General features: G+C 61.6%; 13 protein-coding genes and 1 tRNA gene. 9 read left to right on the top strand and 5 right to left on the bottom strand.

Annotated elements, in window-relative coordinates:
- Positions 1-168: 168 nt before the first annotated feature.
- Complete coding sequence (locus AC1Q6C_RS11365) at positions 169-1,020, bottom strand: glycoside hydrolase family 43 protein (protein ID WP_007731746.1); 852 nt, start codon at positions 1,018-1,020, stop codon at positions 169-171.
- Positions 1,021-1,270: 250 nt separating this feature from the next.
- Between AC1Q6C_RS11365 and AC1Q6C_RS11360 the strand changes: the two genes are divergently transcribed.
- Positions 1,271-1,765 (top strand): DUF1877 family protein, encoded by a 495-nt coding sequence (locus AC1Q6C_RS11360; RefSeq protein ID WP_030535796.1) that lies wholly within the window; start codon positions 1,271-1,273, stop codon positions 1,763-1,765.
- 401 nt (positions 1,766-2,166) lie between these two features.
- A complete protein-coding gene (locus tag AC1Q6C_RS11355) occupies positions 2,167-2,547 on the top strand; it encodes a hypothetical protein (RefSeq protein ID WP_030535797.1) in 381 nt (126 codons plus the stop codon).
- Between the two features lie 2,365 nt (positions 2,548-4,912).
- On the opposite strand, the gene AC1Q6C_RS11350 is transcribed toward AC1Q6C_RS11355, so the two are convergent.
- From AC1Q6C_RS11350 to AC1Q6C_RS11340, 3 genes are all read right to left on the bottom strand, one after another.
- Positions 4,913-5,002, bottom strand: a tRNA-Ser gene (locus tag AC1Q6C_RS11350).
- 51 nt (positions 5,003-5,053) lie between these two features.
- Positions 5,054-5,479 (bottom strand): MarR family winged helix-turn-helix transcriptional regulator, encoded by a 426-nt coding sequence (locus AC1Q6C_RS11345; protein WP_020968140.1) that lies wholly within the window; start codon positions 5,477-5,479, stop codon positions 5,054-5,056.
- Positions 5,480-5,607: 128 nt separating this feature from the next.
- Positions 5,608-6,846: a lactate 2-monooxygenase gene (locus AC1Q6C_RS11340; RefSeq protein ID WP_044480920.1), complete on the bottom strand. Its 1,239-nt coding sequence runs from the start codon at positions 6,844-6,846 to the stop codon at positions 5,608-5,610.
- Between AC1Q6C_RS11340 and AC1Q6C_RS11335 the strand changes: the two genes are divergently transcribed.
- A complete protein-coding gene (locus AC1Q6C_RS11335) occupies positions 6,845-7,834 on the top strand; it encodes an NAD(P)H-quinone oxidoreductase (protein ID WP_007731765.1) in 990 nt (329 codons plus the stop codon). The genes AC1Q6C_RS11340 and AC1Q6C_RS11335 overlap by 2 nt on opposite strands.
- 15 nt (positions 7,835-7,849) lie before the next feature.
- Here AC1Q6C_RS11335 and AC1Q6C_RS11330 read toward each other — a convergent pair whose 3' ends face one another.
- A complete protein-coding gene (locus AC1Q6C_RS11330) occupies positions 7,850-9,052 on the bottom strand; it encodes a cysteine desulfurase-like protein (RefSeq protein ID WP_007731767.1) in 1,203 nt (400 codons plus the stop codon).
- A 132-nt stretch (positions 9,053-9,184) separates the two neighbouring features.
- Here AC1Q6C_RS11330 and AC1Q6C_RS11325 point away from each other — a divergent pair, with 132 nt between their 5' ends.
- The 6 genes from AC1Q6C_RS11325 (at position 9,185) to AC1Q6C_RS11300 (ending at position 14,519) form a co-directional block, all read left to right on the top strand.
- Positions 9,185-9,754, top strand: coding sequence for a bacterial proteasome activator family protein (locus tag AC1Q6C_RS11325; RefSeq protein ID WP_003943894.1), 570 nt, complete (start codon positions 9,185-9,187; stop codon positions 9,752-9,754).
- Between the two features lie 64 nt (positions 9,755-9,818).
- Entirely contained in the window at positions 9,819-10,691 is an 873-nt protein-coding gene (gene wzm, locus AC1Q6C_RS11320) for a galactan export ABC transporter permease subunit Wzm/RfbD (RefSeq protein ID WP_020968137.1), read from the top strand.
- A gap of 9 nt (positions 10,692-10,700) precedes the next feature.
- Positions 10,701-11,507, top strand: a complete 807-nt coding sequence (gene wzt, locus AC1Q6C_RS11315; protein WP_007731776.1) for a galactan export ABC transporter ATP-binding subunit Wzt/RfbE — start codon at positions 10,701-10,703, stop codon at positions 11,505-11,507.
- Positions 11,504-12,400, top strand: coding sequence for a galactofuranosyltransferase GlfT1 (gene glfT1 / locus AC1Q6C_RS11310; protein WP_007731778.1), 897 nt, complete (start codon positions 11,504-11,506; stop codon positions 12,398-12,400). Before wzt ends, glfT1 begins: the two co-directional genes overlap by 4 nt.
- Positions 12,401-12,574: 174 nt before the next feature.
- The gene (rsgA, locus tag AC1Q6C_RS11305) at positions 12,575-13,645 is read left to right on the top strand and encodes a ribosome small subunit-dependent GTPase A (RefSeq protein WP_020968136.1); all 1,071 of its coding nucleotides are present in this window, start codon (positions 12,575-12,577) and stop codon (positions 13,643-13,645) included.
- Positions 13,646-13,691: 46 nt separating this feature from the next.
- Positions 13,692-14,519, top strand: coding sequence for a TylF/MycF/NovP-related O-methyltransferase (locus AC1Q6C_RS11300; RefSeq protein ID WP_158170233.1), 828 nt, complete (start codon positions 13,692-13,694; stop codon positions 14,517-14,519).
- Positions 14,520-14,522: the final 3 nt, after the last annotated feature.

The raw sequence follows: 14,522 nt of genomic DNA, 5'->3' as shown, positions 1-14,522 counted from the left end.
CTCACTTCGTGGTCGGCGCGAACTCGTCGGACCCACTGGCATCGCATCGTTAGCTTGTCAATCACTGATTAGCGCAGGCGACGCACACAAGTAGTACGCAAGTACGAGAAAAGGCTCTGACCAAGACCGGAGTCCTTGATCAGAGCCTTACCAACTCGGGGTCGAAAGTTATGCCGGTTCTCTCATGATGCCGAGATGCCGTGCAGTCCCGGACACCCCAGGAACCTCTTGCACAGGAGACCAGGTGTTCAGCCCGTCCGTGCTGTCGGAGTAGAGATACTTACCTTCGGTATAGGCGTCAAGATAGATCCGCCAGTCGCCGCTCGGCAACTGAACCACGGCCGGACCTTCGACAAGCGAACCCCAATTCCCTGGCGGGACAAACGAATAAGGTCCCGTCACCGAAGGAGCGACCGCATGCTCGACGACCTTCTTCGTCTCGTTCTTGGTGAACGCATGATAGGTCGATCCGACTTTGACCACGGTGGTGTCGATGTGGTCCGCACCGATCCCGGCGAGCGGAACAGGCGGGCTCCACAACCGGAGCGACGGTTCCAACGCCGTCATCAGATACGGCACAAATCCTCCACCGGTCGACATCGACAGGATGACGTTGACGCGATCGCCGTCCACAAACCATTCAGGCGCCCAGGCCTTGGTGACGAATGGTGACAGCGACGGTCCGTCGCTGAATCCGGCCGAACCCGAGAAGCCCGGGGGGCTCGCAGAACCGGTGCCATCTCCCGTGCCAGGCATCAAGGCGCAGCAAAACGGAACCGGATAGTTCCCCAGCGGCGTCCAGTTGATGCGGTCGCTGCTGCGTGCGAACCCGATGTTCGCCCCACCACCCGTCGTGTAGGTGAGGTAGTACACCCCGTCCGTGTTCCGGAAGATGCTCGGATCACGCACGAGCCCAGATGGCGGCCTGTACGCCGACTGCTGGACGAGCTGAAAGCCGGTGCCGTCGGCCGACTCGTAGACATCCATGTCGCGGTCGCTGGCATTGCTGAACGCCACCATTGTGTATTTCCAGTCAGGCGGCGGCGCGGCGCTGCTGGCAGGGGCTGCGACCAGCAACCCCGCGACGACGAGGATCACCAGCGATACAACAGAAAGGCCGGTCCGTTTTGTCGGAATCACCGATGAAGTATGTATGACAGCAGGCCCACCATGGGTAACTTCGGTCGGAGGCAGAGCAGGATCGTTACCTAAGTCGATTCGTCTTGTAGTGACGGCGGGACGGCGGCAGGTCGGCCGTTAGCATCACGCCATGGAACTTGGGGTGCATTTCGCGCTGTCAGACAGCGTGGCAGCGGAACTTCTGGACGCGCGCGGCGACGACGACAAACTCGGCGCTGTGGTCGAGGACATCGAGGAGACGGGCCGATCCGAGTTCTCGTGCGACACGGACAAGGCGTGGGATCCGATCCTGTGCGCCCTCTCCAGCACGGGGTACGAGCGCGTGTCCGAGAACTGGCCGGCCTACGGCGTGATCCTGGGGGACGAAGACCTCAACACCGACACCGACGACCAACTCGTCACCTACCTGGCACCCGATCGGGTCGCCGAAGTCTCCTCGTACCTGGCGGAAGTCACCGAATCCGAGTTCGGCGTGCGCTACGACGCAATGCCACTCGACGACCGCAACCCGGAGTACGGCTCCGACGAGCGCGGGTACGCCTGGGGCTGGCTTCAGGAAGTGGCGGACTTTTTCCAGCGCGCGGCCCGAGAGCGTCGCCACGTGGTATTCACCGTGCGGTTCTGACAGTCGAGAGCCCACTGCCGAAGCAGCGCGCCCTCGAAGAATGAAAGACCGCTTGACAGTGGCGCTCAACTGCGGAGGACCCTCTGCGCGGGTTCTTGCTCTGACAATTCCTGTGCCGCAGCGTTTCTGGGTGACCGAGTGCGTGTCCTTCTCGCAGCCAGACCGAGCAGTAACGGAAACGTAACGACAGCCCGCGCGCTTCTCTGGCATTCACGATCTCGACCAGCAGTTTCACTGAAACAGTTTATTCTTCAACGGATTTCCAGTAGTGAGCTGCATCTCAAACCAACCCAGTGGATTGCTCATTGTTTGCGACATGGCGTTGACTGTTACCGGAAGAATCAGACAAAGTGGCCTGTGGAGGCGCAACTCGAGTGGGCCACCGACGAGGGAGAAGCCGAATGACGCACCTACGCAAGATGATTACCGCGGCCGCATTGATACCTGCCGGTATCGCAGCCATCGCACTCAGCGGCGCGGGCGCAGCATCAGCTGTTACTCCGATCGCCGACAACGGGCGCATCGGCGTGCAGCTGAACCAGGGTGAGACGGCATTGTTCGGCCAGCTCAATGCGGGCGCTGCGATCGAAAGCATCACTAACTCCACCCAGATCGGCGTGCGCCTCGCACCAGGATCGCGCTTCGAGAGCGGCCCCAACGTCGTCTGGGGACGTCTCGACCAGTTCGCCAACGAAGCAGCCTCCCGTGGTGGAGAAATATCTCTCGGCGTACTCAACCCGGCGAGGGGTTCACAGCAGTTCTTCTTCATTCAGAACTGGTAATACCCTCCGCCGTCGAATTGATGCTTCGCTCTTCCTGTGGCGGGGCGGAGTATTTTTCGTTTCCCGTGGCCACGTTTGTCGCCGAGTGTTGAACAGGCGACGTTATCCCGGACGACTTTTGTGAGGACTGCAAACGGGCACCGATGCGTGCGGGAATTCCCTGTACCGCTGCGTAATAACGCATCCACAACCGACCCCTGAGGCGAACGAATGAGGTGGACTCGGCGCACCTCTGTTATTGAAAATGAAAATCATTTTGACCGAGGCAAGTGGATGGCATTCAAACTTAACTGTCCAGACGAGACGGATGCTCGAAAAGTGGAATGAGCTGCAGACTTAGGCGGCGTTGCCGTGCCGGTCGCTCTGCTCCATTACGTCCAGTTCGCCTGAGACGACGTCACGAGCGCTTTCGAATACTGAAAGTAACTTCTTCTGTTCCGAAGACAAGGTGACACGCCAGGCAGGCATACGGACGCCTGCGCTGCTGTACAGGTAGTCGGTTTTACCTGGAATCATCAGGATGTGGTCGTGTTCCACTGGGATGCGGTAGGCGAGGTAGTCGTGATCGGTGATCAGGGCAAATGGATGGCCGCCCTCGAAGGTGAAGACGTCTGAACCGTCAGCCTGCGAATCCTAATCTGCTCCCGCATCACAATAAGCAACTGCTGGCCAGTGTCACTTGACATGACACTGGTCGCGCAAGTGAGTCAAAGCCTGCCTTGATTAGTCGCCCATGGACCGAGAAAAGAGACTACGGAAGCAAGTCCAAGAATTCTTGAATAACTTCTCGCACCTCCGACTCATTTTTGCTCGAATTCGAAGGATCATCCTGGTTAATTGCATTCATTATTTCAATTTGACCCCAGGCCCCCCTCAGGGTTTCGGAATCTGATGCACGCTCCGATTCGCGTTCTCTGACGTACCTCTCGAATATTTCAACTAGCGCATGCAAGGATATTTTTCCGTCACAATAATCACGATTAACCTGCTCAGCTTCCAGGCGGTAAATTGATTGATCCGTCATGTTTTTCACTTTCCCGATAAATTGCCAAATGAGGTGGTCACAACTCTGCCCGTTTCATTGATGATAACTGATAGGTTGTTTATCGAATCATAGATCACGGTCGTGTTTCCTCTGCTCGGGGTCGCCAACCCTTCACGAATGGCCTGTTCAACCAGGGATGGAAGTATGCCGCGCTCTTGCATTCGGTCGAACGCATGCCCCGTATATTCACGACCGTTGACTATTCCAGGACGATTGGTTCCGGGCTTTACATTTATTTCGCGATCTCCGCGCCCACCCACAGGCGTCGAGGCCGGTCTGTCTCCGACGGGAATAGTCGGATCGCTAGGGGCTCTATTCCCGGCCTCACCGGCGGTGGCGGCTGCCCTGCGACCTGCGGCTTCGGCGTCTGCGGCGGTTCCGCCGCGCCGCAGAACAGCCTCCACCGCTTCTTGCACGGCAGCTCCGCCGACTCTGCCTCCTGTGCCTACGATCGGAATGAGGGAGACGATATTTGCTGCTGCGGCAGCGATCTCAGCCGGAGAATGCTCGGGTGAAGGCTGTGCTCGTTGGCCGCGATTGAAGCCGAACGGATCGACGGCGGCATCGTGCACGGGGGACTACGAGGAAGTTTCGCCACGCGTCTCCGAGCGTTCCGACGCTATCGACTGTTGTGTCGACGGCACTTTCCCCGACACCCCACGCGGTGTCCCATACTTTTTGCGGGAACGATCGGTTCGTCGGGCTCGTTCGGATCTGGCGGGATCGGCACATTGCCGGTGAAACCGGCAGGCACGTCCCCGTGCGCTTCGGCAAGCTGGTTCGCAGCTTGTTGACGTGGACTGACAGTGGGTTTGGGGCCCGGACTGGTCACCAAACTTGGACCATCCGCCCATTGGTGACAGTCGAGCAAACGTGCAAACAAGGCACGATCCGGAGCATTTCAGCAGATTGAATGCAACGTGGTCTCTGGCGATATGGCCACGCAAACTTATTGAACGGTCAACAGTTAATTGGTGGCGCGCAGCTCATTCGGACACCAAGCGCAAGGAGGCCGCGTAAACCACGAGCCCATCTAGCCAAGGAGGGAATCGAATTGACCACCAGCCGCACGATGCGATCACCTGGAACTCTCGTCGCCGAGCGCCGCAATGGCTGATCGTTCACCACAGCACAACGAGAACCGGCAGATTGCCGCAACATCGGACGTAGCACCGAAGTGGCGAAGCCATTGCTTCACCCGGCGACCCCAGGGCGGCAAAGATTGCTACACATCCGACTCCTCGACGCTCCTGCGCTTCGTAGGGCACGAAAAAACCCAGCCCACGCTTTCGCGCGGGCTGGGTTTGAACAACGAACATTTGGCGGAAGCGGAGGGATTTGAACCCCCGGTGGGTTTAACGCCACGCTCGCTTTCAAGGCGAGTGCATTCGGCCGCTCTGCCACGCTTCCGTGGGCGATCCTATCGGGTGTTCCCACGGACCGCGAAAACGGCTCCAGAAGTCAGCGCTCGCCGATGGCTTTGTCGACCTTCTCGAAGACGTCTGCCAGCACGTCCAGTTCCTGGGGAGTCAGCAGATCGACCAGATTGTTCCGCACCCCGGCCACGTGAGTAGGCGCTGCCTCGGCGAGGCGACGCCTACCCTCTTCCGTGATCCGCGCGAGCACGCCGCGACCATCTTCGACGCAGGTGTCTCGCACGACGATGCCCTGAGATTCCATCCGCCTGATCTGGTGCGTGAGGCGACTCCGCGAAGACAGCACGCCGTCTGCCAGGTCACTCATCCGCAACGACCCGTCAGCTGACTCCGAGAGCATGACCAAAATGCGGTAATCGGCCAACGACAGGTCGTGTGAATCCTGCAGTTCGCGGTTGAGAACCTCCATGAGGCGCTGATTACCGTCCATGTAGCCGCGCCATGCACGCATCTCGCATGGCGTCAGCCACGGTGTCTCACCGTGCGCCGCCTGCGATGTCTCCTCGGTTGTCGCTTCAGCTGTCACAGGTTCCAAGTTTAGACCTGTGTCCGCCCGTCACAGTAAGACTCACCCTAAAGTCACGAATTGGACATCAGGATCGAACGGTCGATTTCGGCAACCGATGCCAGCCCCGCCAGTCCCATAGTGAGATCCAGGTCGGCCAGGAGACTGCGCAATGCATGACGCACTCCGTCCGCTCCGGCCAATCCCAACCCGTACACCCACGGCCGCCCGTACAGCACTGCGTCGGCACCCAAGGCCAGAGCCTTGATTACGTCTGCGCCACAACGAATTCCGGAGTCCATCAGGATGTCCACCTCATGCCCCACCGCATCAGCGACGGGACCGAGAGCATCGAGTGCCGAAATCGACCCGTCAACTTGACGCCCACCATGGTTGCTCACGACAATGCCGTTGGCGCCGGCTGCGACGGCCTCACGTGCGTCGTCGGGATGGACAATTCCCTTCACCGCGATCGGAAGTGTCGTCCACTGGCGAAGTTTCGCGATATCGGCAATCCGCACCGCATGATTGCCGAACAACGACACCCACGTGAGAACCGCGATCTGCAGCGCTTCTGCGCTCTCCTCGGGCGGCGTCGCCAGTTTGGCGCGGAACACCGGATCCGACAGGTAGTTGGCAATACCCTTCGCCTGCAGGAACGGAAGGTGACCGAGTTCGAGATCCCTTGGACGCCAACCCATACCGGGAGTGTCGGCAGTCAGGACGATAGCCTTCGCGCCCGCCGTCTCCGCTCGGCGGACAAACGACTCGGCAAGTTCGTCGTCGGCCGGCCAGTACAGCTGGTACCACCAGTTCTCGCCGGAGGCCGCCGCTACGTCTTCGATGGTCGAGGATGCCGCCGTCGAGAGAATCGATCCGATCCCCAACTCGGCGGTGACCGAACCGACCGCAACCTCGGCGTCGTCGTGGACCAAGCCGAGCACGCCCACCGGAGCCGTCAGGATCGGTGCAGCCAACCTCGTCCCCAACACCTCGACGCTCAGGTCGCGTGCGTCGGGCGCCGCAGTCCCCCGCAACATCCGCGGCACGATCGCATGCTTGTCGAACGCCCGCAGATTCGACACCGCGGTCCGTTCGGTCGACGCGCTACCGGCGATGTACCCGAAGGCCTCCGGTGAGAGTTGCTCGCGCGCGGCATCTTCCAAGCCTGCCGCAGTCATCGGCAAAGCCGGCTTCGCGCCGCTCAGTCCCGTCAGATAGATCTCGTTCTGCATGTTCCCGAAGTAAGTCACGTCCGCGACGGTAGCGGCAAAACACCCGTCAGCGGGGAGATTCGCTAGCGTCGTATCCATGTACGCCATAACGATCGATCAGCCCGGCGGTCCCGAGGTCATGAAATGGGCGCAACAGCCCGATCCTGAACTACCTCGCGGGCACGTACTCGTCGAGGTCGCCGCGACCGCAGTCAACCGCGCCGACCTGCTCCAACGTCAAGGCTTCTACCCGCCGCCGCCCGGCGCGAGTGACATTCTCGGCCTCGAATGCTCGGGTGTGATCACCGAACTCGGCGAAGACGTCACGGGTTGGTCCGTCGGCGACGAAGTCTGCGCACTGCTGGCCGGCGGCGGTTACGCCGAGAAGGTCGCGGTCCCGGCAACACAACTTCTCCCGGTTCCCGCGGGCGTCGATCTCCGTGTCGCAGCGTCCCTGCCGGAAGTTGCGTGCACGGTGTGGTCGAACGTCGTGATGCGCGGCGGCCTACGACGCGGACAGGTACTACTCGTCCATGGCGGTGGCGGCGGAATCGGCACCCACGCCATCCAGGTCGGCAAAGCCCTCGGCGCCCGCGTCGCAGTTACCGCGGGTTCGGAGGACAAATTGAACCGCTGCCGCGAATTGGGCGCGGATATTCTCATCAACTATCGCGACAGCGACTTCGTAGCATCACTCGCCGAAGCCACCGACAACCACGGCGCCGACGTGGTTCTGGACAACATGGGAGCGTCGTACCTCGGGCGCAACGTCGACGCACTCGCCATGGACGGCCACGTCGTGATCATCGGAATGCAGGGTGGCCGCAAGGGCGAAGTCGACATCGCCAAGCTGATGGGAAAGCGCGGAAACATCACGTCGACGGGCCTGCGCGGGCGTCCGCTCACCGGCCCAGGCGGTAAAGCGGACATCGTCGCCGACGTCCGTGCGAAGTTGTGGCCGTTGATCGCAGACGGATCGGTTCAACCGATCGTGTCGACCGAACTTCCGATCACCGAGGCGCCATTAGCCCATCAGTTGCTGGATTCGCCGGAAACCGTAGGCAAGGTCATCCTCACCGTGAAGTGAGCCGAGCGGGATCGATCAGCCCAGGGCGCCGAGTTCGGCGACCAGCTGATTGATCTCGTACCGCGTCGTATACGGCGCAAGGCCGACGGTGACCGCGCCGCCTTCGTCGTTGACACCGAGGGCGTCGAGCAGCCTGGAACCACCATGCGTACCGCTGACCGTCGCGATGCGCTTGTCGGCCAGGTGCGCCGCGACCTTGTCTGCCGCCATCCCTTCGAGTGTGAAACTGAGCGTCGGCACCCGCGTGGGTGCGCCGCCGATCACCATCACGTTGGGCAGGGCTGCGAGAGAACGCATGAGGTGATCGAACAGACCGTCCTGGTAGTCCTGCAGCGAGCTGATCGAGGTTTCGAGGCGCTCACGCCTGGTTCCCGTTGCCGATTCGTCCAAGCCCGCCAGGAAATCGATCGACGACGTGAGACCGGACAGCAGCGCGAACTGATGACCGCCCACCTCGAGTCGCTCGGCGCCACGCGCGTACGGGTTGAGCGACACGGCCGGAATCCGGTCGAGCAGTCCGGGATCGCGGAAGACGAGTGCGCCCACCTGTGGACCGCCCCACGACGGCGCGCTGACGGCAACGATGTCCGCCCCGAGATCAGCCATGTCCACATGCGCATATGGCGCTGCACCGACGGCGTCGACCACCATCAGTCCGCCGAATTCGTGCAGACGATCAGCTGCGGCACGGACGTTCGGAGCCGAACCGACGACCGGCGATGCGGCCGTCAAGGCCACCAAGCGAGTGGTCGAGGTGATGAGATCGTTGAACTGCCAACTCGGGAGCTCACACGTTTCGATTTCGACCTCTGCCCATCGCACCTGAGCGCCGTAGCGACTGGCCACACGAAGCCAGGGCGCGACGTTCGCCTCTTCGTCGAGGCGCGAGAGTACGAGACCGGTTCCGAGACCCAACCGCGAACTGAGCGACTCGGCGAGCCAAGCCAACAACACCGCTCGGTCTGATCCGAGAACGACTCCCGCAGGATCTCCGCCGACCAGATCGGCGACCGCGGTGCGCGCACTCTCGAGAATGGCAGCACTACGACGGTTCGAGACGTGGCGACCGGAGGAAGAAGATGCAGAGGCCCGGAACGCGGTGGAGACCGTCCGCGAGACGGCGTCCGGGATCTGCATTCCGGCCTGCGGATCGAGGTGGATCCAGCCGTCACCGAGTGAGGGAATCAACCCCCGTACGCGGGCAACGTCGTAAGCCATGCTCGACACTCTAGGTGCAGACGCCCGCTTAGTCGAAGGCAGTCACCTAATTACCCGTCAGTACAGTTATTCGATAGCTAACTTTTTGGGGGTTACGCGGCGTTTGTCGCCCACACACGACAAGATGGAAGCATGACGAACCCCGACAAAGAGCAGGTACTCGTTATCGGACCCGACGGTCGACCCGTCGCGATGCCGGCGGCCGAGGCAGAGGCCTCCACATCCGGCACCACCGAAGGCGCGGAATCCGAAGCCGAGTCCGTCGCCGAGATGGTCGAGCAGCCGGCCAAGGTCATGCGAATCGGCACGATGATCAAACAACTCTTGGAAGAAGTGCGCGCCGCGCCGCTCGACGACGCCAGCCGCAAGCGCCTCAAGGACATCCACACCTCGTCCATCCGAGAACTGGAACAAGGCCTGGCACCCGAACTCCGTGAAGAACTCGAGCGACTGAGCCTCCCGTTCACCGACGACTCCATTCCCTCCGACGCCGAACTGCGAATCGCGCAGGCCCAACTCGTCGGCTGGCTCGAAGGACTGTTCCACGGAATTCAAACCGCACTGTTCGCGCAGCAGATGGCAGCGCGCGCCCAGCTCGAACAAATGCGGCAGGGCGCACTGCCTCCCGGCATGAGCATCGGGGCTCCGCATTCGCCTGCCCATCCGGACCAACAGAGCCCAGGAACCGGCCAGTATCTGTAACTCGGACCACCACGAAGTCCGCGGGAAAACCGGCTCCGACGCCAGGCCGGTAGGCTCGACCTCCGTGTCAGCATCCGCAATCGAATCCGAGACGCCGGGCGCACCCGCGCCCGTGTCCGACTCCCAGACGTTCCGTCGTGCGTTCAAAGACCTTCGCGACGGTCTGAATCAGCGTGAGTTGTGGCTCAGCCTCGGCTGGCAGGACATCAAACAGCGCTACCGCCGGTCGGTGATCGGTCCGTTCTGGATCACGATCGCCACCGGCGTTCAGGCCGCCGCGATGGGTCTTCTGTACTCCGCGTTGCTGAACATTCCGCTCAAGGAGTTCCTGCCGTACGTCACGGTCGGGCTGATCGTGTGGAACCTGATCAGTGCAAGCATTCTCGAAGGGTCCGAGGTCTTCATCGCCAACGAGGGCCTGATCAAGCAGTTGCCGTCGGCGTTGAGTGTGCACGTATATCGCCTGGTTTGGCGTCAGGTGCTGTTCTTCGCGCACAACTTCGCGATCTACATAGTTCTTCTGTTCGCGTTCAGTATCTGGCAGAACATGAGCTGGACGGCGCTCGCGGCAATACCGGCATTCGTGCTGATCGTCGCGAACACGCTGTGGGTCTCGATCGTCTTCGGTATCTTCTCCACCCGGTACCGCGACATCGCCCCCATCCTCGGCAGCCTCACCCTGCTGCTGTTCGTGCTGACGCCGATCATGTGGACGACGCAGGCTCTCAAGGATCAAAGTCCAGAAGCCGCAGGGCGCGTGCGACTCGCCGAGCTCAACCCGCTGTACCACTACCTCGAGATCATCCGAGCACCACTCATCGGGGCCGACCAGCAGGCATACCACTGGTACATCGTCATCGCCTTCACCGTCGTCGGCTGGGCCGTCGCGATTCTGGCACTCCGCAAGTACCGGGCACGCGTGCCCTACTGGGTCTAGAGGAAACACATGAGTCAGCCAGTCAGCATCCACACGCAGAACGCGTGCGTCGACTTCCCGATCTTCGACGCGAAATCCCGCTCGCTCAAGAAGGCCTTCCTCGGCAAGGCCGGAGGATCCATCGGCCGCAACGACTCCGATGTCGTCGTCGTCGAAGCGCTCCGCGACATCACGATGACGCTCAAGGAAGGCGACCGCATCGGGCTCGTCGGCCACAACGGCGCCGGCAAATCCACCCTGCTGCGCCTGCTCTCCGGAATCTACGAACCGACCCGGGGATCCGCCAGCATTCGCGGACGCGTCGCACCCGTCTTCGACCTCGGTGTCGGCATGGACCCGGAAATCTCCGGGTACGAGAACATCATCATCCGCGGCCTGTTCCTTGGTCAGACCCGCAAGCAGATGCTCGCGAAGATGGACGAGATCGCCGAATTCACCGAACTCGGTGAATACCTCTCCATGCCGCTGCGCACCTACTCCACCGGTATGCGCGTTCGCGTTGCCATGGGCGTCGTTACCAGTATCGATCCCGAGATCTTGCTTCTCGACGAGGGCATCGGTGCCGTCGACGCGGAATTCATGAAGAAGGCTCGCATCCGGCTGCAGAAGTTGGTGGAACGCTCCGGCATCCTGGTGTTCGCCAGCCACTCCAACGAATTCCTCGCTCAGCTGTGCAACAGTGCGATGTGGATCGACCACGGCCAGATCCGCATGCAAGGCGACATCGAAGACGTCGTGCGCGCCTACGAAGGTGATGACGCCGCCGAACATGTGCGCCACGTGATCAAGGAAATGGAACGGGAGAACACCCCGTGAGCGCACCCGAGAAAATCATCGGGGTCGTCGTCACTCACAAGCGTCGTGAACTGCTGGCCGAATCCTTGAAGGTTCTCAGCACCCAGTCGCGTCCGCTCGATCATCTGGTTGTCGTCGACAATGCCGACGAAGCCGATGTGAAAGAGCTCGTCGACAACGCTCCACTGCCGACCAGTTACATCGGTTCTCAGCACAACCTCGGCGGTGCCGGAGGATTTGCTCTTGGCATTCTCTACGCGCTTTCACTCGGCGCCGACCGCGTCTGGCTCGCCGACGACGACGGCCGCCCGGAGGGGCCTGAGGTCCTGGAAACACTGCTCGACTGTGCAATTCGGAACGACCTGGCCGAGGTCTCCCCCGTCGTCTGCGACATCGACGACCCCGACCGCCTTGCCTTCCCACTTCGCCGCGGCACGTCGTGGCGCCGGTTGCGTTCCGAGCTCGGCGACGAGGATCTCCTGCCCGGCATCGCGTCCCTCTTCAACGGCGCACTGTTCACCGCCGACGCGATCGATGCCGTCGGAGTTCCGGATCTACGCCTGTTCGTCCGCGGCGACGAGGTCGAGGTACACCGTCGCCTCGTGCGCTCCGGCCTGAAGTTCGGTACCTGCCTGCAAACTGCTTATGTCCACCCCAACGGCGCGGACGAGTTCAAGCCGATCCTCGGCGGACGCATGCACACGCAGTACCCCGACAACGACACGAAGCGCTACTTCACGTACCGCAACCGTGGATACATCCTCTCCCAACCGGGAATGCGGAAACTGCTTCCGCAGGAATGGGTTCGGTTCGGCTGGTACTTCCTGATCACACGCCGCGATCCGGCCGGACTGCGCGAGTGGATGCGATTGCGCAAGCTCGGCCGGGAAGAGAAGTTCGAACGTCCGAGTTAAGTCGGCCGCCCCGAGTTAATTCAGTTGCACAGTCGCGTCTGCGGCTGAGACGATTCTGATCCGACGCATGGTGCGTCCTGAGATTTTCGAGGAGTGAGTATTGATGACTGTCGTGTTCCGCAGTTTCAGCACCGTCAACATTCACACTTCTTCGTACTCGAGGACACACTCACCATGCCGGAAAACAGCGCGCCCCTGACCGAATACGGTTGGAACGCAACACTCTCGAACACATTCACTGCCCTGGCCCCACCGGACTCCGCACCCGGGCGCGTTCTTCGCGTCGACCGGGGGCGGTGTGACGTGGCCGTCGCCGAAGGCACAGTTCGCGCACTCAGCGGCAGCGATCCACTCTGTACGGGTGACTGGGTCGCCGTGGCCGAGTTACGGGACTCACGCGAACCCGAGATGCACACGGTCACTTCGATACTCCCCCGATCAAGCAGCATCGTTCGATCCTCGGCATCCGGAAAATCGGAAGGCCAGATTCTGGCGGCCAATGTCGACACCGTCGTCATCGCCACGGCTTCGGACGGCGACGTCGATCTCGGGCGCATCGAGCGACTACTCGCACTCGCCTGGGAAAGTGGTGCAACCCCTGTCGTCGCACTCACCAAATCGGATGCAGCTCACTATATCTCCGACACTCTCGCCGAGGTCACTGCCATTGCGCCCGGCGCAACAGTGCTGGCCGTCAGTGCCGAGACCAACGAAGGAATGGATGTACTCGATGCAGTTCTGGACGGCACCGTGGCGATACTCGGTCCATCAGGCGCCGGTAAGTCGACGCTCGCGAACGCCCTCCTCGCGGACACCACAGACGCCGATCGACTCGAGACCGGTCGCGTTCGGACCGGTGACGGAAAGGGACGCCACACCACCGTCACCAGAGAGTTGATCTCATTCTCCGGCGGCCGGACACTGATCGACACACCCGGCCTGCGAGGGGTCGGCATGTGGAACGCGGCGGAGGGGATCGAGAAGACGTTCCCCGAGATCGAGGAGCTGATTGCAGAGTGCCGGTTCTCCGATTGCGCACACAACTCCGAGCCGGGATGCGCAGTCCTGAGCGCACTCGGGCGTGGCGATATCGATGAGCGGAGGCTCGCGAGCTACCGGAAACTACAGCGAGAGAATGCATGGAACGCCGCGCGAAGCGATGCTCGTCTGCAGGCAGAGAGGACGCGGGAGATCAAGGTGATCTCCCGACAACTCAAGAGTCACTACCGCGGTCGGGACCGGTAGCGAACAAAGCCTGGCAGCATGGGGGTGATCCCGACGAGAGGTTGCCATGTTCGAGCAGTTCCGTTCCAGCGCCAGAACCAAGCTTCAGCGTGCGGTATCCGAGGTGGTCGAGGCCGCCGACCGGCGCAACGCAGATCGCACGCAACAGATCCTCGACGCGCTGGCACTCTCACGTGACGAACTGGCCGAGGCCCGCGGTGACATCGCGGGCCTCCGGTCCAGGATCGACGAGCTGGAATTTCGCCAGCGTCGGGATCTGGCCTACGCCGTGGATCTGGAAGCGACAGCGTCGACTGCCGAGTTCATCCTCGAACACCTTCGCGTCGCGGAGACATTCGGCCACCCGCACGACACGCTGCGCCATGCACTGAGCTTGATCGAAATACCCGGCATGGCACTCGAATTCGGCGTTGCCAGCGGAACCACACTCAGGATCATCGCGGAGGCATTCACCGAACGCGAGGGAACCGTCGCGGGTTTCGACGTGTTCTCCGGCCTTCCGGAGACCTGGCGCACCGGGTTCCCGGTTGGTGAGTTCGCTCAGGAATCAGTCCCCGAAGTACCTGGAGCGCAACTTGTTCCGGGCCTCTTCGAGGACACCTTGCCCTCGTTCCTGAACGACGAACCCGGCCCCGTTGCGTTCCTGCACCTCGACGCCGATCTCTACTCGTCCACCAAGACGGTGCTCGATCTCCTCGGCGACCGCCTGGTACCCGGGTCGATCGTCGTCTTCGACGAATTCTTCAACTATCCCGGGTGGCAGCAGCACGAGTACCGGGCGTGGACGGAGTTCGTCACACGCACCGGCATCTCGTTCGAATACCTCGGGTACACCGTCGACAACGAGCAGGTCATCGCCAAGATAGTGCGCTGAGGC

This window comes from Rhodococcus sp. MT28 (assembly GCF_058792695.1).
The sequence above is the reverse complement of the archived record's forward strand: the minus strand, read 5'-3'. Positions and strand labels throughout refer to the sequence as shown.

Bases quoted from the DNA above. Each gene is read 5' to 3' on its own strand.
- AC1Q6C_RS11300 (WP_158170233.1), top strand. From the start codon at position 13,692: ATGTTCGAGCAGTTCCGTTCCAGCGCCAGAACCAAGCTTCAGCGTGCG.
- AC1Q6C_RS11345 (WP_020968140.1), bottom strand. From the start codon at position 5,479: ATGCGTGCATGGCGCGGCTACATGGACGGTAATCAGCGCCTCATGGAG.
- AC1Q6C_RS11335 (WP_007731765.1), top strand. From the start codon at position 6,845: ATGTACGCCATAACGATCGATCAGCCCGGCGGTCCCGAGGTCATGAAA.
- AC1Q6C_RS11325 (WP_003943894.1), top strand. From the start codon at position 9,185: ATGACGAACCCCGACAAAGAGCAGGTACTCGTTATCGGACCCGACGGT.
- AC1Q6C_RS11340 (WP_044480920.1), bottom strand. From the start codon at position 6,846: ATGGATACGACGCTAGCGAATCTCCCCGCTGACGGGTGTTTTGCCGCT.
- AC1Q6C_RS11355 (WP_030535797.1), top strand. From the start codon at position 2,167: ATGACGCACCTACGCAAGATGATTACCGCGGCCGCATTGATACCTGCC.
- AC1Q6C_RS11330 (WP_007731767.1), bottom strand. From the start codon at position 9,052: ATGGCTTACGACGTTGCCCGCGTACGGGGGTTGATTCCCTCACTCGGT.
- wzt (WP_007731776.1), top strand. From the start codon at position 10,701: ATGAGTCAGCCAGTCAGCATCCACACGCAGAACGCGTGCGTCGACTTC.
- AC1Q6C_RS11360 (WP_030535796.1), top strand. From the start codon at position 1,271: ATGGAACTTGGGGTGCATTTCGCGCTGTCAGACAGCGTGGCAGCGGAA.
- AC1Q6C_RS11365 (WP_007731746.1), bottom strand. From the start codon at position 1,020: ATGGTGGCGTTCAGCAATGCCAGCGACCGCGACATGGATGTCTACGAG.
- rsgA (WP_020968136.1), top strand. From the start codon at position 12,575: ATGCCGGAAAACAGCGCGCCCCTGACCGAATACGGTTGGAACGCAACA.